The organism is Pseudomonas sp. TSO6, from assembly GCF_056098905.1.
The window spans coordinates 1-24,844 of record NZ_JBLZWV010000020.1 but is presented as its reverse complement, the minus strand read 5'-3'; the positions used below and the strand labels follow the sequence as shown (position 1 = coordinate 24,844).

22 protein-coding genes are annotated in these 24,844 nt (G+C 62.1%); 7 read left to right on the top strand and 15 right to left on the bottom strand.

Going from position 1 to position 24,844, the window contains the following annotated elements; all coding sequences use genetic code 11:
• Positions 1-91 precede the first annotated feature (91 nt).
• Positions 92-3,997: an ATP-dependent RNA helicase HrpA gene (gene hrpA / locus ACN6NG_RS06040; RefSeq protein ID WP_063427308.1), complete on the bottom strand. Its 3,906-nt coding sequence runs from the start codon at positions 3,995-3,997 to the stop codon at positions 92-94.
• A 535-nt stretch (positions 3,998-4,532) separates the two neighbouring features.
• Between hrpA and ACN6NG_RS06035 the strand changes: the two genes are divergently transcribed.
• Positions 4,533-5,897, top strand: coding sequence for a glutamine synthetase family protein (locus tag ACN6NG_RS06035; protein ID WP_049276585.1), 1,365 nt, complete (start codon positions 4,533-4,535; stop codon positions 5,895-5,897).
• 24 nt (positions 5,898-5,921) lie between these two features.
• Positions 5,922-7,229 (top strand): NAD(P)/FAD-dependent oxidoreductase, encoded by a 1,308-nt coding sequence (locus tag ACN6NG_RS06030; protein WP_049276581.1) that lies wholly within the window; start codon positions 5,922-5,924, stop codon positions 7,227-7,229.
• Between the two features lie 80 nt (positions 7,230-7,309).
• On the opposite strand, the gene fadD1 is transcribed toward ACN6NG_RS06030, so the two are convergent.
• Together fadD1 and fadD2 are read right to left on the bottom strand one after the other, a co-directional pair.
• Positions 7,310-9,007 carry a long-chain-fatty-acid--CoA ligase FadD1 gene (gene fadD1, locus ACN6NG_RS06025; RefSeq protein ID WP_197899239.1) on the bottom strand — a complete coding sequence of 566 codons (1,698 nt, stop codon included), beginning with the start codon at positions 9,005-9,007 and terminating at the stop codon, positions 7,310-7,312.
• Positions 9,008-9,366: 359 nt separating this feature from the next.
• Entirely contained in the window at positions 9,367-11,055 is a 1,689-nt protein-coding gene (fadD2, locus tag ACN6NG_RS06020) for a long-chain-fatty-acid--CoA ligase FadD2 (RefSeq protein ID WP_063427313.1), read from the bottom strand.
• 218 nt (positions 11,056-11,273) lie between these two features.
• On the opposite strand from fadD2, the gene ACN6NG_RS06015 reads away from it, so the two are divergent.
• Positions 11,274-12,218, top strand: a complete 945-nt coding sequence (locus ACN6NG_RS06015; protein ID WP_063427315.1) for an alpha/beta hydrolase — start codon at positions 11,274-11,276, stop codon at positions 12,216-12,218.
• A gap of 34 nt (positions 12,219-12,252) precedes the next feature.
• Entirely contained in the window at positions 12,253-12,723 is a 471-nt protein-coding gene (locus ACN6NG_RS06010; RefSeq protein WP_016488563.1) for a MaoC family dehydratase, read from the top strand.
• Positions 12,724-12,768: 45 nt separating this feature from the next.
• Here the strand turns inward: ACN6NG_RS06010 and ACN6NG_RS06005 are convergent, their stop codons facing one another.
• The 7 genes from ACN6NG_RS06005 to ACN6NG_RS05975 all read right to left on the bottom strand — a co-directional run bounded on the left by ACN6NG_RS06005 (position 12,769) and on the right by ACN6NG_RS05975 (position 16,461).
• Complete coding sequence (locus ACN6NG_RS06005; protein ID WP_063427316.1) at positions 12,769-14,007, bottom strand: RNA polymerase sigma factor; 1,239 nt, start codon at positions 14,005-14,007, stop codon at positions 12,769-12,771.
• Positions 14,007-14,492, bottom strand: a complete 486-nt coding sequence (locus tag ACN6NG_RS06000) for an SRPBCC family protein (RefSeq protein WP_197899236.1) — start codon at positions 14,490-14,492, stop codon at positions 14,007-14,009. Before ACN6NG_RS06000 ends, ACN6NG_RS06005 begins: the two co-directional genes overlap by 1 nt.
• A 21-nt stretch (positions 14,493-14,513) precedes the next feature.
• On the bottom strand, positions 14,514-14,858 hold the full coding sequence (locus ACN6NG_RS05995; RefSeq protein WP_016498423.1) for a YciI family protein: 345 nt from the start codon (positions 14,856-14,858) through the stop codon (positions 14,514-14,516).
• A 44-nt stretch (positions 14,859-14,902) separates the two neighbouring features.
• Positions 14,903-15,328, bottom strand: coding sequence for a YybH family protein (locus ACN6NG_RS05990; RefSeq protein ID WP_063427319.1), 426 nt, complete (start codon positions 15,326-15,328; stop codon positions 14,903-14,905).
• Positions 15,329-15,483: 155 nt separating this feature from the next.
• Positions 15,484-15,816 (bottom strand): type II toxin-antitoxin system HicB family antitoxin, encoded by a 333-nt coding sequence (locus tag ACN6NG_RS05985; protein WP_016498421.1) that lies wholly within the window; start codon positions 15,814-15,816, stop codon positions 15,484-15,486.
• On the bottom strand, positions 15,813-16,067 hold the full coding sequence (locus ACN6NG_RS05980; RefSeq protein ID WP_081238201.1) for a type II toxin-antitoxin system HicA family toxin: 255 nt from the start codon (positions 16,065-16,067) through the stop codon (positions 15,813-15,815). Before ACN6NG_RS05980 ends, ACN6NG_RS05985 begins: the two co-directional genes overlap by 4 nt.
• Before the next feature lie 136 nt (positions 16,068-16,203).
• Positions 16,204-16,461, bottom strand: coding sequence for a DUF2790 domain-containing protein (locus ACN6NG_RS05975; protein ID WP_063427321.1), 258 nt, complete (start codon positions 16,459-16,461; stop codon positions 16,204-16,206).
• A 357-nt stretch (positions 16,462-16,818) separates the two neighbouring features.
• On the opposite strand from ACN6NG_RS05975, the gene ACN6NG_RS05970 reads away from it, so the two are divergent.
• Positions 16,819-17,187, top strand: a complete 369-nt coding sequence (locus ACN6NG_RS05970; protein ID WP_063427323.1) for a GNAT family N-acetyltransferase — start codon at positions 16,819-16,821, stop codon at positions 17,185-17,187.
• Here ACN6NG_RS05970 and def read toward each other — a convergent pair.
• The 3 genes from def to ACN6NG_RS05955 form a co-directional block, all read right to left on the bottom strand.
• The gene (gene def / locus ACN6NG_RS05965; RefSeq protein WP_063427325.1) at positions 17,142-17,678 is read right to left on the bottom strand and encodes a peptide deformylase; all 537 of its coding nucleotides are present in this window, start codon (positions 17,676-17,678) and stop codon (positions 17,142-17,144) included. The genes ACN6NG_RS05970 and def overlap by 46 nt on opposite strands.
• A complete protein-coding gene (locus ACN6NG_RS05960) occupies positions 17,675-18,634 on the bottom strand; it encodes a YihY/virulence factor BrkB family protein (protein ID WP_019471038.1) in 960 nt (319 codons plus the stop codon). The genes def and ACN6NG_RS05960 overlap by 4 nt, the downstream gene beginning before the upstream one ends.
• Positions 18,635-18,790: 156 nt before the next feature.
• Entirely contained in the window at positions 18,791-18,970 is a 180-nt protein-coding gene (locus ACN6NG_RS05955; protein ID WP_016498416.1) for a CsbD family protein, read from the bottom strand.
• A gap of 243 nt (positions 18,971-19,213) precedes the next feature.
• Between ACN6NG_RS05955 and ACN6NG_RS05950 the strand changes: the two genes are divergently transcribed.
• A complete protein-coding gene (locus ACN6NG_RS05950) occupies positions 19,214-20,686 on the top strand; it encodes a right-handed parallel beta-helix repeat-containing protein (protein WP_063427327.1) in 1,473 nt (490 codons plus the stop codon).
• A gap of 253 nt (positions 20,687-20,939) precedes the next feature.
• Positions 20,940-21,320 carry a hypothetical protein gene (locus ACN6NG_RS05945; RefSeq protein WP_016498414.1) on the top strand — a complete coding sequence of 127 codons (381 nt, stop codon included), beginning with the start codon at positions 20,940-20,942 and terminating at the stop codon, positions 21,318-21,320.
• 5 nt (positions 21,321-21,325) lie between these two features.
• Here the strand turns inward: ACN6NG_RS05945 and ACN6NG_RS05940 are convergent, their stop codons facing one another.
• Together ACN6NG_RS05940 and ACN6NG_RS05935 are read right to left on the bottom strand one after the other, a co-directional pair.
• Positions 21,326-22,162, bottom strand: coding sequence for a CvfB family protein (locus ACN6NG_RS05940; protein ID WP_016488575.1), 837 nt, complete (start codon positions 22,160-22,162; stop codon positions 21,326-21,328).
• Between the two features lie 106 nt (positions 22,163-22,268).
• Positions 22,269-24,722, bottom strand: a complete 2,454-nt coding sequence (locus tag ACN6NG_RS05935; RefSeq protein ID WP_474313209.1) for a TonB-dependent siderophore receptor — start codon at positions 24,720-24,722, stop codon at positions 22,269-22,271.
• Positions 24,723-24,844: the final 122 nt, after the last annotated feature.

Here is a 24,844-nt window from a genome sequence, read left to right as displayed (position 1 = left end):
GGCGTAGGCTTATCCCTGTGGGAGCGGGCGTGCCCGCGAAGGGCCGCAAAGCGGCCCCAAATTGCACCAATATTGCCACAACTGTAGAAGTTTAGCCTTCCACCTGACTCCACTGTTTGCTCAGTCGCTTGTCGGAAATCGGCACCTTGGTCCCCAACTGCTGGGCAAACAACGACACCCGATATTCCTCCAGCCACCACCGGTACAAAGCCAGTTGCTCATCACGCTTGCCCTCCTGGGCATGCTTGTCGGCACGGGCCTTGTACTGCGCCCACAGGTTGGCCAGTTCGCCGGACCAGACCCGGTCCTTCTGCACTTGCGAACCCAGCTTCTCCAGGCGCAGTTCCACCGCCTTGAGGTAGCGTGGCAGCTCCTTGAACCACGCCGCGGGCGTTTCGCGCACAAAGCCCGGGTACACCAGGTTGCTTAGCTGCTGCTTGATGTCGTTCAGCGCCACCGCCTGGCTCAGGTCGATCTTGCCCTTGAAGCGCTTCTGCAGGCCATGCCAGAGTTTCAGTACCTCCAACGTCAGGCGCGCCAGGCGCTCGGCATGCTCGGCCCAGCTGCCGCGCTTGCGCTCAGCCAGCCCGGCCAGCGCCGCGCCATCACGAGGCAGTGGTTGTTCGCCCTCGAGAATGCAGCTGTCCAGGCTGGCCAGCAGAATGTCTTCGACCAGCGCCTCGACCCGGCCCATGTCACGGTACAGCAGGCCCAGTTCGGTCAGCCCCGGCAGCTTGCCGCGCAGGAACTTGGCCGGCTCGGCCAGTTGCTGCAGCAACAGCCGTTGCAACGCGCGGCGGTGCTGGAACTCGGCTTCGGCCTGGGTCGAGAAGCGCCCTTCGCGCACGGTGCCGTTGTCTTCGACCAGCGCCGGGTACACGGTCATCGACAGGCCGGCAATCTTCTGCTGGGCGGTCTGTTTCACTTCGCTGAAGGCTTTGGCCTGTACCGGCTGTTCGCTTTTGGCATCACGCGGCACAGCCAGCGCTGCCTGGCTGGCAGCGGCAAAGCGTGCGGTGAGCTCGGCCAGGTCGCGGCCTTCGCCAAGGAACTTGCCTTGGCCATCGACCACTTCGATGTTCATCCGCAGGTGGCCTTCGACCAGCTTGACCGATTCGTCCCAGGCCTCATCGGACACCCGCGCACCGGTCATGCGTAACAGCTCCTGGCCCAGGGCCTGCGGCAGCGCCCCTTGGCCGAACGTCATGCGCGCCAGCGAGGCCTTGACGAAGTCCGGCACCGGCACGAAGTTCTTGCGCAGGGCCTTTGGCAGGTTGCGCACCAGCGCCACGCACTTGGCTTCCAGCAGGCCCGGCACCAGCCATTCCAGGCGTTCACCGGGCAGGCTTGGCAACAGCGGTGCCGGCACCCGCACAGTCACGCCGTCACGCGGGTGGCCGGGCTCGAAATGGTAGCTCAGCGGCAGGCGCAGCTCGCCCACCTGCATGCTGTCGGGGTACTGCGCTGCGGTCACTTCGCTGGCCTCGCGGGCCAGCACGTCTTCCTCGCGCATGATCAGCAGGTTGGCGTCCTTCTGGCTGCCCATGCGGTACCAGCTGTCGAAGGTCGCGGTCTGGTGGATTTCCGCCGGCAGGCGCGCTTCGTAGAAGGCGTACAGCGTTTCTTCGTCGGCCAGGATGTCGCGCCGGCGGGCCTTTGCCTCCAGCTCGTCAAGCTCCTCAAGCAGGCGTTTGTTGGCAGTCAGGCACTTGGCTCGCGACTGGATTTCGCCCCCCACCAGGCCTTCGCGGATAAACAGCTCGCGCGAGGTAACCGGGTCGATCGGGCCGTAGTGCACCGGGCGGCGGCCAACCAGAATCAGGCCGTACAAGGTGATCTGCTCATAGGCCACCACCTGCCCGCGCTTCTTCTCCCAGTGCGGTTCAAAGTGGTTCTTCTTGACCAGGTGGCCAGCCAGCGGCTCGATCCAGTCCGGCTCGATCTTGGCCACCATGCGCGCATACAGCTTGGTGGTCTCGACCAGTTCGGCGGCCATTACCCACTGCGGGCGCTTGCGCCCCAGGCCCGACGACGGGTGTACCCAGAAGCGCCGTTGGCGGGCACCCTGGTAGTCGCCCTCTTCGGTCTTCTGGCCGATCTGGCTGAGCAGGCCACTGAGGATGGCCTTGTGCATCTTCAGGTAGTCGGACGGTTCCTTGTTCACCGTCAACTGCAGCTCACGGCAGATCAGTGCCAGCTGGCGGTGGGCATCGCGCCATTCACGCAGGCGCAGGTAATTCAGAAAGTTCTTGCGGCACCAGTTGCGCAGCGGGTTGGCCGTCAGCGCCTGGCGCTGCTCTTCGAAACCACGCCACAGGTTGACCAGCGCGGCGAAGTCGGAGTCCACGTCCTTCCACTGTGCGTGGGCCTGGTCGGCGGCCTGCTGGCGCTCCGGCGGGCGTTCGCGCGGGTCCTGGACCGACAGCGCACTGGTGACGATCAGCACTTCCTGCAAGCTGCCCAGGCGTGCGCCTTCAAGCAGCATGCGGCCCAGCCGTGGGTCGACCGGCAGGCGCGCCAGCTGGCGGCCGATCGGGGTCAGCTGGTTCTCGCGGTTGACCGCCGACAGCTCTTGCAACAGGTTGAAGCCATCGCTGATGGCCTTGCCATCCGGCGGCTCGATGAACGGGAAGGCATCGATCGCGCCCAGGCGCAGGTGCAGCATCTGCAGGATCACCGCCGCCAGGTTGGTGCGCAGGATCTCAGGGTCGGTGAACGCGGGCCGGCTGTTGAAATCTTCTTCGCTGTACAGGCGTACGCAGATGCCGGGCTCGACCCGGCCGCAGCGGCCTTTGCGCTGGTTGGCACTGGCTTGGGACACCGCCTCGATGGGCAGGCGCTGTACCTTGGCGCGGTAGCTGTAGCGGCTGATGCGCGCGGTACCGGTGTCGATCACGTAGCGGATGCCAGGCACGGTCAGCGAGGTTTCGGCAACGTTGGTGGCCAGCACCACGCGGCGCCCGGTGTGCGGTTGGAAGATGCGCTGCTGCTCGGCCGGCGACAGGCGCGCGTACAACGGCAAAATCTCGGTGTGGCGCAGCTGCGCCTTGCGCAGGATCTCGGCGGCATCGCGGATTTCCCGCTCGCCCGGCAAAAAGATCAGCACATCGCCCGGGCCCTTGCCCTCACTGCGCTCATGGTGCGCCAGCTCATCCAGGGTAGCGAGGATGGCCTGGTCGACGGTGAGGTCGTCCTCGATCTGGTTGCCTTCCTCGTCCTGCTCGCTGGTCAGCGGGCGGTACCAGGTTTCCACCGGGAAGGTGCGCCCGGACACCTCGATGATTGGCGCGTTATCGAAGTGCTTGGAGAAACGCTCCAGGTCGATGGTCGCCGAGGTGATGATCAGCTTCAGGTCTGGCCGGCGATGCAGCAGGGTCTTCAGGTAGCCGAGCAGGAAGTCGATGTTCAGGCTGCGCTCGTGGGCTTCGTCGACAATGATGGTGTCGTAGCGCTCCAGCAGGCGGTCGTGCTGGGTTTCGGCCAGCAGGATGCCGTCGGTCATCAGCTTGACCAGGGTATTGGAGTCGCTCTGGTCTTCGAACCGCACCTGGTAACCGACCAGCCCGCCCAGCGGCGTGCCCAGCTCCTCGGCAACCCGTGCCGCCACGCTGCGCGCGGCGATCCGGCGCGGCTGGGTGTGGGCGATCAGGCCATGGCTGCCACGGCCCAGCTCCAGGCAGATTTTCGGCAGCTGGGTGGTCTTGCCCGAACCGGTTTCGCCGGCGATCACCAGCACCTGGTTTTCGGCCAGGGCCTTCTTGATCTCATCACGCTTGGCGGCGATCGGCAGGTTGTCGTCGTAGCGCACGGTCGGCACACTCTGCTGGCGCGCGGTGACCTGGGCACAGGAGGCCTGGACCTTTTCCACCCACTGCGCGAGCTTCGCCTCGTCGGGGCGCTTGCGCAGTTCGTGCAGCTGCCGGCGCAGGCGATGGCGGTCGGCAATCATGGCGTGGTCGAGGTTTTGCAGCAGTTTGTCGATGGCGTGGTCAGTCATGGGGCTTTTTAGTGATGCAGGTGAGCCTGCTTTTTCATGATCGGCATTCGAAGGATGCGCGATTGTCGCAGATTTGCCGGCTTTCTGCTGCCTGTGCCGGCCCTATCGCCGGCAAGCCAGCTCCCACAAGTACTGCACAACCCTCAGGCCTGTGGTGATCCCTGTGGGAGCTGGCTTGCCGGCGATAGGGCCGGTCCAGGCGGCCTGAATGTTTAGCCAAGTGCGATGTAAAGGTTGCCATTCACTGCTTTAATCAACCTTACGCCGCATGTGAGTATCAAAGGCATGACTCCCGTCCAGCCCATCGCGCCACCGTCCTCCCGCCCTTCGCTCCCGAAGGCCCGGAGCCGTGCCGGGGAAAATCCGCTGGTTCACATCATCCTCGCCTTCTGGGCTTTGTGGCACTGCCGCCACGCGCGCCCACCGGACACCTCGCTCACGCCATTGTGACCAAACCCGGCCTCCTTCTGGCCGTTTGACTCAACTGGGCCGCCTGCTTGTGCGGTGGCCCTGTGCGCCCGTGAGCGAATCAATCATGCACTTTGCACCCGTAGAGCAGGCTTCCCGTTTTCTGGCCGAAAACCCCGATATCGAGCTGTTCGAGCTATTTATCCTCGACGCCAACGGCGTACCGCGCGGCAAGCTGTTGCACCGCGAGGAACTGCTGGCCGTTTACCAGACCGGCCGGCCGCTGCCCAGCACCATCCTCGGCCTGACCCTGAACGGTGACGACGTAGAAAACTCGGGCCTGGTGTGGGACGTGGGCGACATCGACTGCCGCGCCTACCCGCTTGAAGGCAGCCTGGTGCGCTTGCCCTGGCGCCGGGTGCCAACCGCTGCCGTGCAGGTCAGCATGCACCCGAGCGAAGGCCTGCCGGCCAGCATCGCCGACCCGCGTCATGTGCTGCTGCGCACCATCGAAGCGCTGAAAGCCGACGGCTACCACCCGGTAATGGCCTGCGAGCTGGAATTCTTCCTGCTCGACCAGCAACGCGATGCCCAAGGCCGCCCGCAACCGGCGCTGGACAACGACGGTGGCCGCCCGCGCGCCACTCAGGTCTATGGCCTGCGTGAACTGGAGCAGATCGAACCGTTTCTTGCCGACCTGTACGCCGCCTGCAAGGCCCAAGGCATTCCGGCGCGTACCGCCATTTCGGAATACGCCCCAGGCCAGGTGGAAATCACCCTGGAGCACGGCGATGCGCTGCAGGCGATGGACCAGGCCGTGCGCTACAAGCGCCTGGTGAAAGGCGTGGCCCATGCCCACGGCATGCAGGCCTGCTTCATGGCCAAGCCGTTTGCCAACCTGGCCGGTACCGGCATGCACATGCATCTGAGCCTGGCCGACAGTGCGGGCAACAACCTGTTCGCCAGTGAAGACAAAGCCGGCACCCCGCTGCTGCGCCAGGCTGTGGCCGGCATGCTGCGCCACCTGCGCGACTCGCTACTGCTGTTCTGCCCCAACGCCAACTCGTTCCGCCGCTTCCAGGCCAACAGCTATGCGCCGCTGGCGCCGACCTGGGGCGTGGACAACCGCACCGTGAGCCTGCGTGTGCCAGGCGGCCCGGCCAACAGCCGGCATGTGGAACACCGCATTTGCGGCGCCGATGCCAACCCCTACCTGGCCGCAGCGGCCATTCTCGCCGCCAGCCACCGGGGCATCCGCGAACAGCTGGACCCGGGCGCACCGGTGGAAGGCAACGGCTATGCCCAGGCCACCGAACACCTGCCCACCGACTGGCTGACTGCCCTCGATGCCCTGCAACATTCCCATTGGGCCCGCGAAGCATTGGGCGAAGACTTCCTTGGCGTGTACCTGAAGGTCAAACGCGCCGAGTACCGCCAGTTCATGGCCGAAGTCAGCGAGCAGGACTGGCGCTGGTACCTGCACCAGGCCTGAGCCCCTACATAACAAGGAACACCCATGAACGCAGCATTCAACAAAGGCCCGGCGCAACGTGCGCCGTCCTACTACAGCGCCACCCTCAACGACCACACCGAGTACCCGCAACTCAAGGGCACGGTGCAGGTGGACGTGGCCATCATCGGTGGCGGCTTCACCGGCGTCGCCACGGCGGTGGAGCTGGCCGAGCGAGGCCTGAAGGTGGCTATCGTCGAAACCAACCGCATCGGCTGGGGCGCCAGCGGGCGCAATGGCGGCCAGGTCACCGGCAGCCTGTCGGGCGACGAGGCCATGCGCACGCAGATGCGTAGCCACCTGGGCGCCGACGTCGACGATTTCATCTGGCACCTGCGCTGGCGCGGGCACCAGGTGATCGAACAGCGCGTGGCGCGCTATGGCATCGACTGCGACCTCAAGCACGGCCACCTGCATGCGGCGATGAAGCCCTCGCACATGGACGAGCTGCGTGCCTTCGAGGCCGAGGCCCGCCGCCGCGGCATGGGCGAGCAGGTGCAATTGCTCGACCGCGCGGCAGTGGCCGAGCACCTGCAGAGCCCGCTGTACCTGGGCGCGTTGAAGAACCTGCGCAACCTGCACCTGCACCCGCTTAACCTGTGCCTGGGTGAGGCCCGCGCTGCCCACAGCCTGGGTGCGCTTATCTTCGAGAACTCCGAGGTGCTGGACATCGTCCACGGCCCGCGCCCGGCGGTGGTTACCGCCCATGGCCGGGTCGAGGCACGCCAGGTGATGCTGGCCGGCGATGTGTACCACAAACTGGAAAAGCGCCAGCTCAAGGGCAAGATATTCCCGGCCATGGGCGGCATCGTCACCACCGCGCCGCTGGGTGAGCTGGCCGAGCAGATCAACCCGAAGGACCTGGCGGTGTACGACTGCCGCTTCGTGCTCGACTATTACCGCCTGACCGCCGACAAGCGCCTGCTGTTCGGGGGCGGCGCCAACTACTCGGGGAAGGATTCACGCGACATCGAAGGCGAACTGCGCCCGTGTATCGAACGCACCTTCCCGGCCCTCAAAGGCGTGCCCATCGAGTTCCAATGGAGCTGCGCGATGGGGATCGTGGTCAACCGGATCCCGCAGCTGGGCAAGCTGTCGGACAACGTGTGGTACTGCCAGGGTTATTCGGGGCACGGCATTGCCACCAGCCACATCATGGGCGAGATCATGGCCGAAGCGTTGACCGGGACACTGGAGAAGTTTGACACTTTTGCCCAGTGCAAGCATGTGCGGGTGCCGATGGGGGATTTGCTGGGCAACCCGCTGCTGGCGGCGGGGATGTGGTACTACCAGATGCTGGAAAAACTGCGCTGAGCCTGAAAGCGGTGCAACCTCTGTAGGAGCGGCCTTTCGCAGCACAAGGCTGCTCCTACAGGGACCGCGCTGGCGGGGCGTCAGGCGATCTTCTTCAAGCCCTGTTTCTTGAGCTCTTCATCGCGCAGCTCGCGGCGCAGGATCTTGCCCACGTTGGTGGTCGGCAACGAATCGCGGAACTCGATCAGGCGCGGCACCTTGTAGCCGGTAACGTTGGCACGCATGTGCTCCATCACCTGCTCCTTGGTCACGGTCATGCCCGGTTTGACCACGATGAACACCTTGATCACTTCACCCGACTTCTCGTCCGGCACACCAATGGCTGCGCACTGCAACACACCTGGCAAGGCCGCCAACACGTCTTCCAGCTCGTTGGGGTACACGTTGAAGCCCGAGACCAGGATCATGTCCTTCTTGCGGTCTACGATGCGCATGTAACCGTCGGCCTGGATCAGGGCGATATCGCCGGTCTTCAACCAGCCTTCGCTGTCGAGGATCTCGGCGGTGGCGTCTTCGCGCTGCCAGTAGCCCTTCATCACCTGCGGGCCCTTGACGCACAACTCGCCCACCTCGCCCAGCGGTAGCTCGTTGCCGGCGTCGTCGATGATCTTGCACAAGGTCGATGGCACCGGAATGCCAATGGTACCCACCTGGTTCGCTTCTGCCGGGTTCACCGCTGCCACCGGGCTGGTTTCGGTCATACCGTACCCTTCGCATATGGCGCAGCCGGTAACGGCCTTCCAGCGCTCGGCCACGCTCAATTGCAGGGCCATGCCGCCCGACAGGGTGATTTTCAACGACGAGAAGTCCAGCGCACGGAACGCCTCGTTGTTGCACAGGGCAACGAACAGGGTGTTGAGGCCGACAAAGCCGCTGAACTTCCACTTGCCCAGTTCCTTGACCATGGCCGGCAGGTCACGCGGGTTGCTGATCAGCACGTTGTGGTTACCGATCAGCATCATCGCCATGCAATGGAAGGTAAAGGCGTAGATATGGTACAGCGGCAGCGGGGTGATGAGAATTTCGCAGCCTTCGTGCAGGTTAGCGCCCATTAGCGCCCGGCACTGCAGCATGTTGGCCACCAGGTTGCGGTGGGTCAGCATGGCGCCCTTGGCCACGCCGGTGGTGCCGCCGGTGTACTGCAACACAGCCACGTCGTTGGCCTGCGGGTTGGCCTCGGTCACCGGCTGGCCCTTGCCCAGGGCCAGGGCGTCGTTGAAGCGCACGGCCTGCGGCAGGCTGTAGGCCGGCACCATCTTTTTCACGTACTTGATCACGCTATTGATCAGCAGGCGCTTGAGCGGCGGCAGCAGGTCGGCCACTTCGGTGACGATGACATGTTTGACCTGGGTCTTGGGTACCACCTTTTCGGCCAGGTGGGCCATGTTGGCCAAGCACACCAGGGCCTTGGCGCCGGAGTCGTTGAACTGGTGTTCCATCTCCCGCGCGGTATACAGCGGGTTGGTGTTGACCACGATCAACCCGGCACGCATGGCACCGAAGACCGCGACCGGGTATTGCAGGACGTTGGGCAGTTGCACGGCAATGCGGTCACCCGGCTTGAGGTCGGTATGCTGCTGCAGCCAGGCGGCAAACGCCCCCGACAGCGCATACAGCTCGCCATAAGTGATAGTCTTGCCCAGGTTGCTAAAGGCCGGTTTGTCGGCAAAGCGTTGGCAGGATTGCTTGAGTACTGCCTGGATATTGGGGAATTCGTCAGGATTGATTTCCGCCGTAATCCCGGCTGGGTACTTATCCTTCCAAAAATTTTCGATCATGGAAGCCCACTCCTTCAGCAACAGCGAAGTTCGATTGGCGCGTCGATGCGCTTATTATTGATATGAGACGGCGGTTCGTTGCAAACCGGATCGTCTGAAAGCGGGCCGAGAGTAACAGCTTTGCCTGGGGTCGCCTAGAGGCCAAAACAGGCCTTGCAGTCACAAAAATGACTCAATGAACAATACAGGTCATTTTTAGAGTTTTTAACCAAAATGTCGCAGATCGGGCTGAAACAGGCCTGTTAGAGCACCTTCAAGGCATTCGCGGGTGAACCCGCTCCCACAGGGGACCGCACAAAGCTTGGAGGCTGTGCAGTACCTGTGGGAGCGGGTTCACCCGCGAAACAGCCAACATAGACTCAAGCTATGTCCCGCAACTCCCGCCGCAGGATCTTTCCAACCGGCGTCATCGGCAACGAATCACGCAACACGATGTGCTTGGGTACCTTGTAGCCGGTGAAGTTGGCTTTGCAGTAGGCCTTGAGCTCATCCACGCTCACCCCGCCCTCGCGCGGCACCACAAACAGCTTCACCGCCTCGCCTGAGCGCTCGTCCGGCACGCCGATGGCTGCACAGTTGGCAACCTTGGGGTGGCCCATCACCACGTCCTCGATCTCGTTGGGGTACACGTTGAAGCCCGAGACGATAATCATGTCCTTCTTGCGGTCGACGATGCGGGTGAAACCGTCCGGGTCGATCACCGCGATATCCCCGGTCTTGAACCAGCCGTCCGCATCCAGCGCTTGAGCAGTGGCCTCAGGCTGCTGCCAGTAACCCTTCATCACCTGCGGGCCCTTGATGCACAACTCGCCCCGCTCGCCCAGCGGCAATTCGTTGCCGTCATCGTCGATAACCTTGAACGCGGTACCCGCCACCGGGATGCCCACGGTGCCCAGGCGCGCCAGCTGGCCATAGGGGTTGGTGCTGGCCACCGGCGAGGTTTCTGTCAGGCCGTAGCCTTCGACAATGCGACACCCGGTAAGGGCCTCCCAGCGTTCGGCAGTGGCCTTGACCAGCGCCGTGCCGCCGGAGTTGGTGACCTTCAGCGCCGAGAAATCCAGCTGGCGGAAACCGGGGTGGTCCATCAGCGCGACAAACAGGGTGTTCAGCCCCAACAGCGCCGAGAAACGCCACTTGCCCAGCTCCTTGATGAAGCCGGTGATGTCACGTGGGTTGGTGATCAGGACGTTGTGGTTGCCGGTGACCATCATGCACATGCAGTTCGCGGTGAAGGCATAGATGTGGTACAGCGGCAGCGGCGCGATCATCACCTCCTGGCCGTCCTTGAGCAGCTTCTGCCCGTCGGGGCCGTGCTGCGAGAAGCAGGCGAGCACCTGCAACATGTTGGCCACCAGGTTGCCATGGGTGAGCATGGCGCCCTTGGCCAGGCCAGTGGTGCCGCCGGTGTACTGCAGCACGGCAATGTCGTCCAGGCTCAACGGTACCGGTTTGGGCGACTGCTCGCGGCCCTGGCGCAGCACCTGCTTGAACGCTATCGCCTGGGGCAGCTGGTAGGCCGGTACCATCTTCTTCAGCTTGTCGACCACCGTGTTGATCAGCCAGCCCTTGGCGGCGGGCAACAGGTCGCCCATCTTCGCCTCGATCAGGTACTCGATGCCGGTATCGGGCAGCACCTCCTGCACGCGCTTGCCGAACATGTTCAGGTACACCAGCGCACGTGCGCCACTGTCCTTGAACTGGTGGCGCATTTCGCGCTCGGTGTACAGCGGGTTGGTGTTGACCACGATCAGGCCGGCACGCATGGCACCGAAGACGGCGATCGGGTATTGCAGCACGTTGGGCATCTGCACCGCGATGCGGTCGCCCGGCTTGAGGTCGGTGTGCTGCTGCAACCAGGCAGCAAAGGCTGCCGAATGGCGCTCCAGCTCCGCGTAGGTCAGGGTCACGCCCAGGTTGCTGAACGCCGGGCGGTCGGCAAAGCGCTTGCAGGAGCGCTCGAACACCTCGACGACCGAGGTGTAGGCATTGATGTCGATGGTGGAAGGCACGCCCGCCGGGCGCTTGTCATTCCAGAAGTCGGCTTGCATTTATTATTGTTCCTCTGCCTGGACCTGCACTGCGTCCTTTAGTCCTTTACCTGATGGCCTGCTGGCGAAAAGGCGTTGATCCGACGTTAGCAGGTAAGCCCAAGGCGGCATATACGCCAAGTGCCGCCATTAACATTGTGAATCTTATTTGTGCCCTTCCTGCAATCCGGCCGGTTGTGCATACACTGTTCGGGTACCCGCGCGCACAAGGACCCGCCATGCCCCACGACGCCTTCTGGCTACCCGCCAGCGAGCACTGCAGCCTGCACGTGCACCAATGGCTGCCGGCCACACCGGTAAAGGCCGTGGTGCTGCTGGCCCATGGCATGGCCGAGCATGCCGGGCGCTACCAGCGCCTGGGGCATGCCCTGAGCGAGGCCGGCTTTGCCCTGATCGCTGCCGACCAGCGCGGCCACGGGCGCACCGCCGAGCTGGGCAGCCTCGGCCTGTTCGCCCGCCATCATGGCTGGAATGCCGTAGTCAACGACCTTGGACTGCTGGCCCAGCACATCGGCCAGCAGTACCCGGGCACACCGTTGTTTCTGTTCGGCCACAGCATGGGCAGCTACATCGCCCAGGCTTACCTGCTGCACCACAGCGCCAGCCTTCACGGGGCGATTCTCAGTGGCTCCAACTACCAGCCGGCGGCGCTGTATCGCGTGGCGCGGCTGATTGCCAGGCTGGAGGCCTGGCGCCAGGGGCCGCAGGGCAAGAGTGCGCTGATCGAATGGTTGTCGTTCGGTTCGTTCAACAAAGCGTTCAAGCCCAACCGCACGGCGTTCGACTGGCTTAGCCGCGACCCAGCCGAGGTCGACCTGTACGTCAGCGACCCGTTGTGCGGCTTTCGCTGCAGCAACCAGCTGTGGCTCGACCTGCTGCAAGGCTTGGCGCAAATCAGCCAGCCGAGTAACCTCGCGCAGATCGATCCGAACCTGCCCTTGCTGGTAATCGGTGGTGAATGTGATCCGGTCAGTGCCGGCAAGCGTCTCACCCATCTGGCCGACGCTCTGCGCGCGACCGGCAATCGACATGTACAGCTGCGCGTCTATCCTGAGGCGCGGCACGAAGTACTCAACGAAACCAACCGTGACGAGGTCACCGCCGATATTCTCGGCTGGCTTGAACAGGCGCTGGCCCTTGGCCGCCCTGTGCGCAGTGAATGATAGCCGCCCTCGCCCAACGCTTAAGGAAGCACCGATGTCCCAGGTCACCAACACGCCTTACGAAGCCCTCGAAGTTGGCCAGACGGCCGAGTACAAGAAGTCCGTTGAAGAACGCGACATCCAGCTGTTTGCTGCGATGTCCGGTGACCACAACCCGGTTCACCTGGATGCCGAGTTTGCCGCCAAGAGCATGTTCCGCGAGCGTATTGCCCATGGCATGTTCAGCGGCGCGCTGATCAGTGCTGCAGTGGCCTGCACCTTGCCAGGCCCTGGCACCATCTACCTGGGCCAGCAGATGAGCTTCCAGAAGCCGGTAAAAATTGGCGACACCCTGACCGTGCGCCTGGAGATTCTCGAGAAGCTGCCCAAGTTCAAGGTGCGCATCGCCACCAATGTGTACAACCAGAACGATGAGCTGGTGGTGCAGGGTGAGGCCGAGATCCTTGCGCCGCGCAAGCAGCAGACAGTCGAGCTGGTGTCGCCGCCGAATTTCGTGGCTAGCTGAAAACCGAATTAGCCAGTTCCGGCGATAGGGCCGGTACCGCCACCCTCATTCAAGCGCTTGTAACCGCTGTTCGATATGCCGCCGCTCCGGCGCCTGCCGGGTCAGCGCCAGCGCCTGCCGCCACGCCGCACGCGCCTCCTCCACCTGCCCCAGCTGATAATGCAGCTCGGCCCGCGCCGCATGCGCCAGGTGATAGTCCAGCAGTTCACCCCGCGCCAGAATCCCTTCGACCTCCCGCAGGCCAACTTCCGGCCCGTCCCGCTTCGCCAGCGCCACCGCCCGGTTCAGCTCCACCACCGCTGACGGCCAGTGCCGCTGCAACACGTCATACAGCCCGACGATTTCCACCCAGTCCGTCTCTTCTGCCGTTGCCGCTTCAGCGTGTACCGCGGCAATCGCCGCCTGCACCGTATAGGCCCCGAATGCCCGGCTTTGCAGGGCCTGGCGCACCAGTTCGCAGCCCTCGTCAATGCGTTGCCGGTCCCACAGGCTGCGGTCCTGCTGTTCCAGCACCACCAGGTTGCCGTGGGCATCGGTTCGCGCCTGCTGCCGGGACGCCTGCAGCAGCATCAAGGCCAGCAGGCCGATCGCCTCCGCATCAGGCAACAATTGCACCAGCAGCCGCGCCAGGCGAATGGCTTCATCGCTCAGTTCCTGCTGCAGCAGTGACTCGCCCGAGGACGCCGAATAGCCTTCGTTGAATACCAGATAGATCACCCGCAACACGCTCTCCAGGCGCTCGGGCAGCTCGTTCAGTTCCGGCACCTGATACGGGATGCCGGCGTCGCGGATCTTGGCTTTGGCGCGGACAATGCGCTGGGCGATGGTGGCCGGGCTTTGCAGGAAGGCGCGGGCAATCTGCTCGGTGGTCAGGTCGCAGACTTCGCGCAGGGTCAGCGGCACCTGGGCATCGGCTGACAGCGCCGGGTGGCAGCAGGTGAAGATCAGCCGCAATCGGTCATCCGCCAACAACTCTTCTTCACTGGGGTCGTGTGCCTGGCCGTCGAGCAGCATGCTCAGGTCTGCCTGAGAGCGGTCGAAACGGGCCCGTCGGCGCAGCGCATCGATGGCCTTGAAACGCCCGGTGGAAACCAGCCAGGCCCGTGGGCTATCGGGGATACCATCGCGCTGCCAGCGCTCGACGGCGATGAAGAAGGCATCATGCATGGCCTCCTCTGCCAGGTCGAAATCACCCAGCAGGCGGATCAACGTCGCCAGGATGCGTCGCGAATCCCGCCGGTACATGGCCTCGACTTCGGCGCGCACCTGCGCCAGTGCTGTCATCAGTCGGGCATCCGTTGGGTCACCACCTCCACCAGGCGGTCCAGGCTTTCTCCCCAGCCCTGGTAGAAGCCCATTTCTTCATGGGCCCGGCAGTCGGCAGCATTCCAGTGCCAGGCGCGGGCGGTGTAGCGAGTTTTGCCTTGCTCCTCGTCAAAGCTGATGACGGCGGTCATGAAGGCCTTGTCCGACGGCACCCAACCGGGGCCAAAGGCATCGGTGAACACCAGCCGGCGCGGCGCGGCAATTTCCAGAAAAACGCCCTGGGTTGGGTATTCACTACCATCCGGCGCCCGCATCAGGGTGCGGAATACCCCCCCAACCCACAACTGCATCTCGCACTCCGGGGTGGTCATGCCGTGCGGCCCCCACCACTGCATCAGCCACTGGGGTTCGGCCCAGGCGCGAAACACCTTGGCCGGCGGTGCGTCGATCAGGCGGCTGATGGACAACTCGTGTTGTGCTTGCGCGGGGTGTGCAAGGCTCATGCTGATGGTTCTCCGTAGCTGTCAGGGTTGCAGTTCGCGCACCGGTCGCACCTCGACACTGCCGACCCGTGCCGCCGGGATGCCCTTGGCGATGTTCAGCGCTTCGTTCAGGTCGCGGGCTTCCACCAGATAGAAGCCGGCGAGTTGCTCCTTGGTTTCGGCAAACGGGCCGTCGGTCAGGCTCATGTGCCCGTTACGCACCCGCACAGTGGTGGCGGTTTGCACAGGCTTGAGCGCCTCGGCCGCCAGCATTCGCCCAGAGCCATGCACGGCTTCGGCGTAGGCCATGCATTCGGCGTCTTCCGGGCTGTCGGGCAGGCTATGCAGCAGCCCCTCGTCACAATAGACCAGGCACAGGTATTTCATGGTCGCCTCCAGGGCAGCGGCAAAGTGCGTTTGGCGATAACGGCTCAGGGCTTGAGATCGAACAGGGCTTTTTGCGTTTCCATGTCGAAAGGCGCCGACCAGTGTTCGTGGATCACCTGCCACTGGTCACCTTTCCGACGATAGCCCACGGTGGCGCGCATGAAGCCGCACTGGCTTTCGTCGTCGCCCGGGCCGCAGCGGTTCAGCCAGTGGGCCAGGGCAAGGTCGCCATCGGCGTGGACAGTAAGTTGTGCAAGTTCGAAGACCATGGGACCGGTGCACATGTTCATGCACATTTCCCAGTGCGCCGTGTAGGCGGCCTTGCCTTTGAATTGCAGGGCCTGGATGGCATCAAAAGCGACGATGTCATCGGCATAGGGGGCGGTGATGTTGGGGATGTCACGATCGCGCACGGCCTGCATCCAGCGCTCGATCAGTTGGCGGATCTCGGTTTCGGCTGCGGTGCTCATCGAGGTTTTCTCCGACAGTAGTTAGGTTTTGACACGCAGTGCGGCGTGCCTTCACCTATGGTCGAACGGAGAACGGAGGAATCGACAGGCCCTGGAAACTATTCCGTTCAGTGACGGCAGGATATTACCTATGCGCTGGGTTAGAGCAGCGTGGCTCAAGCCATCGCGGCTTGTTCAAATACCTCATCAGCCCACTGATTCAGGCTTTTTCCGGCAGCACGGGCAGCGACACTCGCCGCAGCATGAACCTCAGGCCGAATTCTCAGCATGACCTTACCCGAAGCAGGCTTCTCCGGAGTAATGCCCTGCTCTGCACAATCGGCCAGGTAATCCTCCAGTGCATCGCGGAACGCTTCATGCAATTCGGGCACCGACCTTGCGTGAAAACTGATGATGTCTCGCATACCGAGCACACGGCCAACGAAGATGTCATCACGCTCGTCGTACTCGATACGAGCGGCGTAGCCTTTGTAGCGCATGCAACTCATGTCCTGACTCCTGCCCGCGATAGAAATTCGCGAGCTTCTTCAATCTGATACCGCTTGGCTTCTTTGCCTGGATGAGGCCGGTGACACCTCCAACAGTGCTCACCAAGCAGCAGCTTGACCCTTGACCCCTGCCGTTCCTGCACCTGGCCACCGAGATGAAGTATCAATGCCTCAATCTCGGAAAAAGCCAACGACGCCGTGATCGGCGTTCGGAAAATTGCTTCGAAAATTTTGCGATATCGAGTGTTCATCGAAAAATGCTATCAAATTAAGATAGCACTTTTTCCTCGATATTCATTCAGGATTTTACATTGCTGAGCTGCAAGACCGCTGATGGCTCTCGAGCCTAAGTTAGCAAGAGAGCCATCAAGCTCTGATAAGGCCTGATCAACCCTGCTGACAACCTTCACCCATGGCCCGGTACTGGATGGTGTGCACCTGGCCCTGGTGGTCTTCGTAGGTCATGGTCGCAGGCACCACTTCGCAGACATTGGGGATGGTCGAGAGGTTGATCACCCGTTTGATGTCCAGGTTCATGGTGTAGTCGTACTGCTGGGCCACAGGCTGGCTGGAGACAGGTTGGGCCTCGTCGGCAAGGGCGAACGAGGACATACCGACCAATGCAAGAATCAGTAATGGTTTCATGTGGGTTTGCCTTTTGAGCATTCAAGCTGATCGATTGACTTCTAATGCCGTCAATGGCGCGGAGAAGTTGCCATCTACGGTGAAGATGGCACGAAGTACCGATCCCGCTTCGTACTGCCAGGGGGGATGCGTAAAATTCTACTCCCGGTTGGCAATAGTTGAACCCTGAAGTCGGATATTCACCCTTGCCGTATTTGCAACAATCTGCGTCAAATTGGCCGCAAAATCTCATGCCAGAGCCTTTGGCCAGCTTTCAGGGCAGGACCCGCCATCTCATTAAAAAATATTCACTGCTCGATACTCTCGGCCACAGAACGCCGGCTGCTGGACCACTTTTACCGCCACCACGGCTCGCGTATGCGTGCTGCAAGCGACGCTAACCTGTGGGTGGCGCGCGCCCCAGGCATCGTTGCGGGCTTGAGCCTGAGCGCGGTGGGCGAAGGCTTATGGCTGACGGGGCTGTTTGTCGACCCGCAACAGCGCGGCCAAGGGGTGGCCGGGCAATTGATCGAGGCGGCGCTGAAACAGGCAAGGGGGCCGACCTGGCTGTTCTGCCACCCGGACCTGGTGCCGTTCTATGAGCGCCTGGGTTTCCACATGGCCGGGCAACTGCCAGAACCCCTGGCCAGCCGCCTGCAGCGCTACCAGCGCAGCAAACGCCTGGTGGCCCTGCAGCGGGGTCAGTCGTCGCTGACCTCAAGCCCGGGGAACAGCACCTCGGTGTAGCCGAACTTGGCAAAGTCCTGGATACGCGACGGGTACAGCCGGCCGATCAGGTGGTCGCACTCGTGCTGCACCACCCGCGCATGGAAGCCGTCGGCAAAGCGGTTGATCGGGTTACCCTGGGGGTCGACCCCTTCGTAGCAGATATGCTTGAAGCGTGGCACCACACCCCGCAGGCCGGGCACCGACAGGCAACCCTCCCAGCCGTCCTCCACTTCAGTGGACGTCGGCGTGATGACCGGGTTGATCAAAATGGTCTGCGGCACCGCTTCGGCATCCGGGTAGCGCTCGCTGCGCTCGAAACCGAAAATAACCAACTGCAGGTCGATACCAATCTGCGGCGCGGCCAGGCCCACTCCGCCCACATGGCGCATGGTTTCGAACATGTCGTCGATCAGTTGCTGCAGTCCGGCAGTGCCGAGCATGTGCTCGGGCACTGGCGGGGCGATGCGCAGCAGGCGTTCGTCGCCCATCTTGAGAATGTCACGGATCATCTGGGGTTCGGCTCGGAAGGTTGGTGCTGGCTCGGTTGCGGGTGTTCATGGCCCAGCACGGTGATGGTTTCCGGGGCCTTGTGCCCTTCGAAATCCTTCTCGCCAGGGTTCTTGCCCTCGCTCGACATGTGCTCGATCACCGCATTCATCTCCGCGCCCAGCAGCAACACGGCAGCGGAAATGTAGAAATACAGCAACAGCACGATGATTGCACCAATACTGCCGTACATGGCGTTGTAGTCGGCAAAGGTTTTCACGTAGTAGGCAAAGCCCAGTGACGCCACGATCCACACCACCACTGCCAGTACCGAGCCGGGCGTGATGAAGCGAAACTTCTGTTTCACGTCAGGCATTACGTAGTAGATCAGGGCCACCGCCACCATCAGCAATATGATGATCACCGGCCAGCGCAGGATGGTCCAAAGCGTGACGATGAACTCCTGCATACCGATCTGGGCGGCGATCCATTCCATCACCTGCGGGCCCAGCACCATCAGTGCTGCAGCCGCCAACAGCATGCCGGCCAGGCCGATGGTATAGAAAATGGAAAGCGGGATACGCTTCCATACCGGGCGGCCCTCAGGCACATCGTAAGCGGCGTTCATCGCGCTCATCATCAGGCGCACGCCGGCCGACGCGGTCCACAAGGCGATCACGATACCCACCGACAACAGCCCGCCCTTGGACTGTTGCAATTGGTCAATCACCGGGTTGACCTGCTCCAGCGCCTGAGGTGGCAGCACCAGTTCCGATTGCAGGCGCAGCCACGAAAAGAAGTCCGGCAAATGCAGGAAACCAATCAGGGCAATCAGGAACAGCAGAAAAGGGAATAGCGAGAACAGCGCCTGGTAAGCCAGCGCGGAGGCGTAGGTGGACATCTCGTCATCAAGAAATTCCTTGATGGTACGAACCAGCACGCGGTGCAAGGGCAGGCCCTGCAGGGCGGAAAAAATCATAGCGTCTCCTTTCGCCGCTCGATCGATTCAACAGACAAGTCTAATAGACCATACCGCTGCTGTGCTGCTCCCGGCCAATGCATCAAAAAATGTGTATGCCTGTATCAGCCTCTTCGCGAGCGTGCCCGCGAAGAGGCCGGTTCAGGTTGCCTCAAATCAAGGCTTCTTCACTGCATCCTTTACATCGCCCTTGACCTGCTGCGCCTCGCCTTTCAGCTCCTGCGCCTTGCCTTCTGCGCGCAGCTTGTCGTTGTCGGTCACCTTGCCAACACCCTGTTTCACGTTGCCGATTGCTTCGTTGGCCAGACCTTTCGCTTTGTCTTTAGTACCGCTCATGGCAAAACTCCTGCAAATGGAGACACGTGAACCGTGTCGACAGAAAGTGGACCCACCACCCTCGCCGGGAGTTTCAACGGATTTTCCCGCCACAAGCCGAGCGGTAAAACTGCGGGCGAATACCGCACCAAATCACCCCGGCGCACCTAGGCAGCTGGCGAAGCTGCCCTAGAATCCCCGCAAACGTCCGCCCAGAGCAGGCTGACACTCGATAAAAACAATGTTTTCCGGATACCCGCACCCATGCGTCTGATGCCTGCGCTGGTGGCCTTGCTGCCACTGCTCCCCCTGCCCGCCCTGGCCGCCGCACCGGCCAACCCCGAAACCCTGCGTGTCGAGCGCTACGCTGACGACGACCAGCCCGGCTCGCTGCGCTGGGCCATCGAAACCAGTAACCAGAACCCCGGCCACTACAGCATCGACATTGCCGCCGTCGGCCAGCCGCCCTACGTGATACGCCCCAGCCGTGCGCTGCCGGAAATCAAGGGCCCGGTGCGCATCACCGGCCTGCCTTGGGCACGCGATGGACAATACATCGCCATCGACGGTTCGGCCTACATCAAGGACCAGGGCGTACGCACCTGCCCCGGCGCCCTGCCCGGCCAGTTCGGCACCAACGTGCGCACCACCACCAACCCCGGGCTGGTGCTGCGCGACACCCAGGGCGTGCACCTGAGCGGCCTGGAAGTGCGCAACTTCTGCATCGGCATCCTGGTCAACCGCGCCAGTAGCAACGTGATCGAAGACAACCGCATCGTCGCCAACAAAGGCGGCGCAGGCATCATGCTGACCGGTGACGACGGGGCGGGTAACCCCACCGCTACCACCACGAACAACAACAAGGTGCTGCGCAACCAGCTGATCGACAATGGCGACGGCCTGGAGCTGACCCGCGGGGCGGCATTCAACCTGGTGGCCGACAACCTGTTCCGCTCTACTGCGGCCAACCCCGAACCCTCCCAGGGTATCGAGATTCTGCTGGGCAACGACAACAGCGTGGTGCGCAACCGCTTCGAAAACTACTCCGACGGTTTGCAGATCAACTGGGGCAAGCGCAACTACCTGGCGGCCAACACGTTCAGCGGCAACTCGATCGGCGTCAGCGTCACCGGCGAGGGCAACATCCTCGACGGCAACCTGATCCACGGCAACCGCATCGGCGTTGCCCTGCGCCCGGAACCGGATGCTACCGCCACGCGCCTGAGCGGCAACCGCATCTGGGGTAACAGCCAGGATATCCGCCGCTGTGAGGCTGGCGGTTCGTGCGTGCCGGGCCAGCGCACCGGCGCCATCGTGTTTGGTGTGCCGGCGCAGGCGCATGCGCTGTATGTGGGTTCGCGCGGGGTGGGCGCCGACTTGCCGAAGAAAGACCAGGCGATCATCTGCGATGCCAACGGCGAGCCCAAGCCTTGCCAGCCGCTGCCCAACCATAACCAGCCGGCGCCACGGCTGATTGCGCTGGAAGGCAATGTGTTGCGCGGTGAAGTGCAGGGGCCGGTGTCGAGCCTGCTGCGGGTGGAGTTCTTCGGCAATGCCGAGGCCGATGGCACCGAGGCGCAGCAGTATCTTGGAGAAGTGCTGGTGAACAGCGACAAGCAGGGGCAGGCGCGGTTCGCGCAGGTGCTGGAGAACATCGACGGGCTGCGCAGCTTTACCGCGACCGTGACCACTGCCGATGGGGCAACCTCCGAGTTGAGCCAACCCGTTCGGCGCTAACAACACCGACCCTCACCGGTTAATACGGCCGTTGTAGGAGCGGCCTTGTGCCGCGAAGGGGCTGCAAAGCAGCCCCAAGGTTCTAGCAACAAAGCCGATATTGCCGGGGCCGCTCCGCGGCCCTTTCGCGGCACAAGGCCGCTCCTACACTGACCGCGTCAGCCCCAACGCAAAGGTCTTCATCAAACCTTGCCCCGCCCCGTGCCACCCCTCACAATGCAGGCCTTCATAGCGTCAACCCGCAGGAACCTGCATGAAACTCGACAAACCCGCCGCCATCGCCCGGCGCAACGAAGCATTGGCCAAGCCGGTGCTGAACAGCAGCAATACCCTGTTCGCCATCCTGGACAACAAACGCAACCTGTGGTGGTTCGAAGTGCCCGTGAAGCTGCTGGGCAAGGGCCAGGCCGACTGGGTCAACCTGCTGCTGCACACGCCAGAAAGCGATGAGCTGCAGCACCTGAAGGTGCCCACCAACTTCCTCAAGGCTCACCTGGAGCAGATGGAAGTGCGCAAGCCCGGCAAGCGCCGCTCCACCATCAGCCTGGCCCTCAGCGCCGACCGCGACTCGCTGCTGCGCGACACCCGTCCGGGTGGCGAGCAGCTGGACTTCCGCAACTTCGTACAGCCGTAAGGCCGTCAGACCTTTTCGATACGATCGTCATGGATGACGATCAGGCCCTGCTTGAACAACGCGCCGATGGCCTTCTTGAAGTTGCCCTTGCTGACGTTGAACAGCTTGCTGATCAGGGCCGGGTCGCTCTTGTCGCACACGCCCAACACCCCGCCTTCAGCCTCCAGGCGCGCCATGATCTGCTCTTGCAGGCTGTCGGCCAGGGCCGCACCTACCGGTTGCAGGCTCAGGGCAATCTTGCCGTCGTGGCGCACTTCCTTGATGAAGCCTTTCTCGTGCATGCCCGAACGCAGGAACTTGAACACCTCGTTCTTGTGGATCAGGCCCCAGTGACGGTTGTTGATGATGGCCTTGAAGCCCATCGGCGTTTCGCCGGCCACCAGCAACTCCACCGGTTGCCCGACTTTGTAGTCGGCCGGGGTGACGTCGAGGTAACGGTCCAGGCGGGATGTGGCGGTGATGCGGCGGGTGCGCTTGTCGAGGTAGACGTGCACCACGCAGTAATCGCCGATCTTCAGCTGCCGCGCCTCTTCCGAGTACGGCATCAGCAGGTCCTTGGGCAGGCCCCAGTCCAGGAAGATACCGGCACCGTTGATGTCCTTGACCTTGAGGCTGGCGAACTCACCCACCTGCACCTTGGGCTTTTCGGTGGTGGCGATCAGCTGGTCTTCGCTGTCCAGGTAGATGAACACGTTCAGCCAGTCATCCACCTCGGTTTCGGCGTTTTTCGGGATGTAGCGCCCCGGCAGCAGGATTTCGCCATCGGCGCCGCCGTCCAGGTACAGGCCGAAGTCCACGTGCTTCACGATTTGCAAACTGTTGTAACGCCCAAGCAGAGCCATTTCTGATGATCCTCAAGACAAGGGGGCTATTTTCCAGACAGACATGGGGTGGTGTCAAAGCTTCCGGACGGTTGCCCCTTTGTGCTTGAGCTTTCGGGGCGATGGATCAGAAATCGTAGCGCAGGTTCAGCATGGTGTTACGCGGGGCACCGTAGTGGGCGTAGCTACCGGCCATGCCTGCGTAGTACTTCTCATCGAACAGGTTGTTCACGTTGAGCGTGGCCGACAAGTTGTCATTGATCTGATAGCGGGCCATCAGGCTGGCAACCGTGTAGTCATCTTGCGTCACCCGCGTGTTCAAGCGCACATACGACAGCGACGAACTCGAATTCCAGCTTGCGCCACCGCCAATGGTCAGTTTGTTCCAGTCACCCTGCAGGCGGTAAGTTGTCCACAAACGGAAGGTGTCCATGGGGAGCTGAGTATTCTGACGATTGCCATCGGAATCTTCTGTGCGTGAATGGCTGTAGCCTGTCTGGATGTTCCAACCCGGTAGTACTTCACCAGCCAATTCAAGGTCAATGCCCTTGGTTTCCGCACCATCAATGGCCCGATAGGCTTGGGTATGATTAGGTGTCTCGTTGGTGCCATCTACGACTGCGAAATTATCGCGCTGAATGAAGTACACCGCCGCATTGGCATTCAAGCGCCCGCCATAAAACTCACCTTTCCAGCCCAGCTCGTAGTTTTTGCCAACTACAGGTTCGAGGGTCTGCCCGGAAACATCTTCCGAAGACTGCGGCTTGAAGATGTCGGTGTAACTGGCATAGACAGACTGCTCATCCGTGAGGTCGTAGACGATGCCAGCATAAGGGGTGACAACGCCATTTTCGCTTATCTTGGTTGGTGGCGTCCGGATGGTACTTGTCAGCACGTTGAGCGAATAATCGTAGTTGTACTTGGAAACACGAGCTCCGAGAATGAAGTGCAAGTCTTCAGTAACGTTGAATCTGCCTGCGAGGTAGTACCCGCTCTGCCGGCTAGCGACGTTGTAATCCAGAAAAGGCACGTAGCTGTTGTCAGCAGGCCTCGACATCTGGTTATTCCAGTTGTAATAGTCAATTGTTGTAGAAGGCGCATCGGCTTCGTCGTGCTGGTTTTCGTAATCCTGGAAGTTGTAACCCATGATCAATTCATGGCGCTGCCCCAGCAGCTCAAATGGCCCTTGAAGGGTCACGTCGACACCTTTCTGGGTCTGAGTGGCCTTGGCCCTGGCCGGGATGATCGGTACAGCACCGGTTGCCTGGTTGATATAGGCAACGTTTGTTGTCGTACGCAAATAGGCGGAATCGGTATCGCGGTCCACATCCATGTAGTTGGCAGCGATCTTGAACTGCCAGTCATTGGCCAGTTCTTGCTCAAGACCGAACGTGTAATTGGTGGTCTCTATTTCGTCGTACATCCAGCGTGCGCCAGAGCTTTTTGAGCGAGAAAAATCAGTAGGCTGTCCGTTACTGAACAGCATGGGAACGCCCGGTCCCCCATCGGCCCGATACTTCTGGCGATCAATGCTGAAGCGGCCAACGGTAGTGTCGCTCAGGTCTGCCTCAACCACGCCATAGACCAGATCACGCTTCTGACTGTACCAGTCCATGAACGTGTCGTTGTCCTGTTTCACCGCAACGAATCGGCCACGCACATTACCGCTATCTGTCAGCGGCCCTGAAACATCCGCCTCGGCACGGTAGTAATCCCAAGAGCCAACATCTGCCTGAATGTGAGACTTGAACTCACGGGTCGGGCGCTTGCGGATCAGGTTGACAACCCCACTCGGATCACCCGCGCCTGTCATCAGGCCTGTGGCGCCGCGAATGATTTCGACCCGATCATAAAGGGCCATGTCCAACAAGGTGCTGGGCATGTTGCGTGTCTGGTTCTCCTGCGTGGTGGTTACGCCATCAATCTGATAGGTGTTGATCGCACTGCCACGGGAGTAGATGTTGAAGCGCTCTCCGCCGTCCTGGGACATGGTGATGCCCGGCGTCTGGTTGAGCACATCGGTCATGCTCGCCAAGTGCTGGTCATCCATGCGCTGGCGGGTGATGACGGTGATCGTCTGCGGCGTTTCGCGGATGGACAGGTTCATCTTGGTAGCCGTACTGGTCGATCCGGTCGTGTAAGACCCGGTCCCCTCAGTGATAGCCCCCAGCCCCATGGCATTGATGCTGGTCGCACCGAGTTCGAGCGCCCCATCCGTCGAGCGAGGCAGCAGCACGTAGTTGCCATTGCTCGCGGCCATCACCTGCAGGTCAGTGCCCGCCAGCAACCGGGCAAAACCTTGCTCGACGCTGTACGTCCCCTGCAACCCCGGGCTCTGCTTGCCTAGAGTCAGTTCGGCTTCAAACGACAACACCACCCCGGCATCGCTGGCAAAGCGGCTGAGCACCGCCCCCAGTGGCCCTGCGGCGATGGCATAGCTGCGAGCGGCTTCGGCGGCACTGGCCTGCCCGGCGCTGGTCAGTGGATGAACTACCCCACCCTGCAGCAGCAAGGCGGCGCTGACCATGGCAACGACGAGGGGTTTTCTGGGGTAGCTGTGGCGAGTAACACGGGGGTGCATGGGGGGCTCCTTCAAATGCCTGTGGTGGCGGTTTGCAGGAGGGGTCGTGTGAAACCGGAAAACCGACAATGCAAACGAGAAATCTTTTAAAAAACCCTCGATCGAGCGCTGTCCCCTTGTAG

What these genes read in the sequence shown, in the direction of transcription:
- ACN6NG_RS05950 (WP_063427327.1), top strand. Translation starts at nt 19,214, where the DNA reads ATGCGTCTGATGCCTGCGCTGGTGGCCTTGCTGCCACTGCTCCCCCTG.
- ACN6NG_RS06015 (WP_063427315.1), top strand. Translation starts at nt 11,274, where the DNA reads ATGCCCCACGACGCCTTCTGGCTACCCGCCAGCGAGCACTGCAGCCTG.
- ACN6NG_RS05940 (WP_016488575.1), bottom strand. Translation starts at nt 22,162, where the DNA reads ATGGCTCTGCTTGGGCGTTACAACAGTTTGCAAATCGTGAAGCACGTG.
- ACN6NG_RS05970 (WP_063427323.1), top strand. Translation starts at nt 16,819, where the DNA reads ATGCGTGCTGCAAGCGACGCTAACCTGTGGGTGGCGCGCGCCCCAGGC.
- ACN6NG_RS05955 (WP_016498416.1), bottom strand. Translation starts at nt 18,970, where the DNA reads ATGAGCGGTACTAAAGACAAAGCGAAAGGTCTGGCCAACGAAGCAATC.
- fadD2 (WP_063427313.1), bottom strand. Translation starts at nt 11,055, where the DNA reads ATGCAAGCCGACTTCTGGAATGACAAGCGCCCGGCGGGCGTGCCTTCC.
- hrpA (WP_063427308.1), bottom strand. Translation starts at nt 3,997, where the DNA reads ATGACTGACCACGCCATCGACAAACTGCTGCAAAACCTCGACCACGCC.
- def (WP_063427325.1), bottom strand. Translation starts at nt 17,678, where the DNA reads ATGATCCGTGACATTCTCAAGATGGGCGACGAACGCCTGCTGCGCATC.
- ACN6NG_RS05990 (WP_063427319.1), bottom strand. Translation starts at nt 15,328, where the DNA reads ATGAGCACCGCAGCCGAAACCGAGATCCGCCAACTGATCGAGCGCTGG.
- ACN6NG_RS05975 (WP_063427321.1), bottom strand. Translation starts at nt 16,461, where the DNA reads ATGAAACCATTACTGATTCTTGCATTGGTCGGTATGTCCTCGTTCGCC.
- ACN6NG_RS05960 (WP_019471038.1), bottom strand. Translation starts at nt 18,634, where the DNA reads ATGATTTTTTCCGCCCTGCAGGGCCTGCCCTTGCACCGCGTGCTGGTT.
- ACN6NG_RS06010 (WP_016488563.1), top strand. Translation starts at nt 12,253, where the DNA reads ATGTCCCAGGTCACCAACACGCCTTACGAAGCCCTCGAAGTTGGCCAG.
- ACN6NG_RS05945 (WP_016498414.1), top strand. Translation starts at nt 20,940, where the DNA reads ATGAAACTCGACAAACCCGCCGCCATCGCCCGGCGCAACGAAGCATTG.
- ACN6NG_RS06030 (WP_049276581.1), top strand. Translation starts at nt 5,922, where the DNA reads ATGAACGCAGCATTCAACAAAGGCCCGGCGCAACGTGCGCCGTCCTAC.
- ACN6NG_RS06000 (WP_197899236.1), bottom strand. Translation starts at nt 14,492, where the DNA reads ATGAGCCTTGCACACCCCGCGCAAGCACAACACGAGTTGTCCATCAGC.
- ACN6NG_RS05980 (WP_081238201.1), bottom strand. Translation starts at nt 16,067, where the DNA reads ATGAACACTCGATATCGCAAAATTTTCGAAGCAATTTTCCGAACGCCG.
- ACN6NG_RS05935 (WP_474313209.1), bottom strand. Translation starts at nt 24,722, where the DNA reads ATGCACCCCCGTGTTACTCGCCACAGCTACCCCAGAAAACCCCTCGTC.
- ACN6NG_RS06035 (WP_049276585.1), top strand. Translation starts at nt 4,533, where the DNA reads ATGCACTTTGCACCCGTAGAGCAGGCTTCCCGTTTTCTGGCCGAAAAC.
- ACN6NG_RS05995 (WP_016498423.1), bottom strand. Translation starts at nt 14,858, where the DNA reads ATGAAATACCTGTGCCTGGTCTATTGTGACGAGGGGCTGCTGCATAGC.
- ACN6NG_RS05985 (WP_016498421.1), bottom strand. Translation starts at nt 15,816, where the DNA reads ATGAGTTGCATGCGCTACAAAGGCTACGCCGCTCGTATCGAGTACGAC.
- ACN6NG_RS06005 (WP_063427316.1), bottom strand. Translation starts at nt 14,007, where the DNA reads ATGACAGCACTGGCGCAGGTGCGCGCCGAAGTCGAGGCCATGTACCGG.
- fadD1 (WP_197899239.1), bottom strand. Translation starts at nt 9,007, where the DNA reads ATGATCGAAAATTTTTGGAAGGATAAGTACCCAGCCGGGATTACGGCG.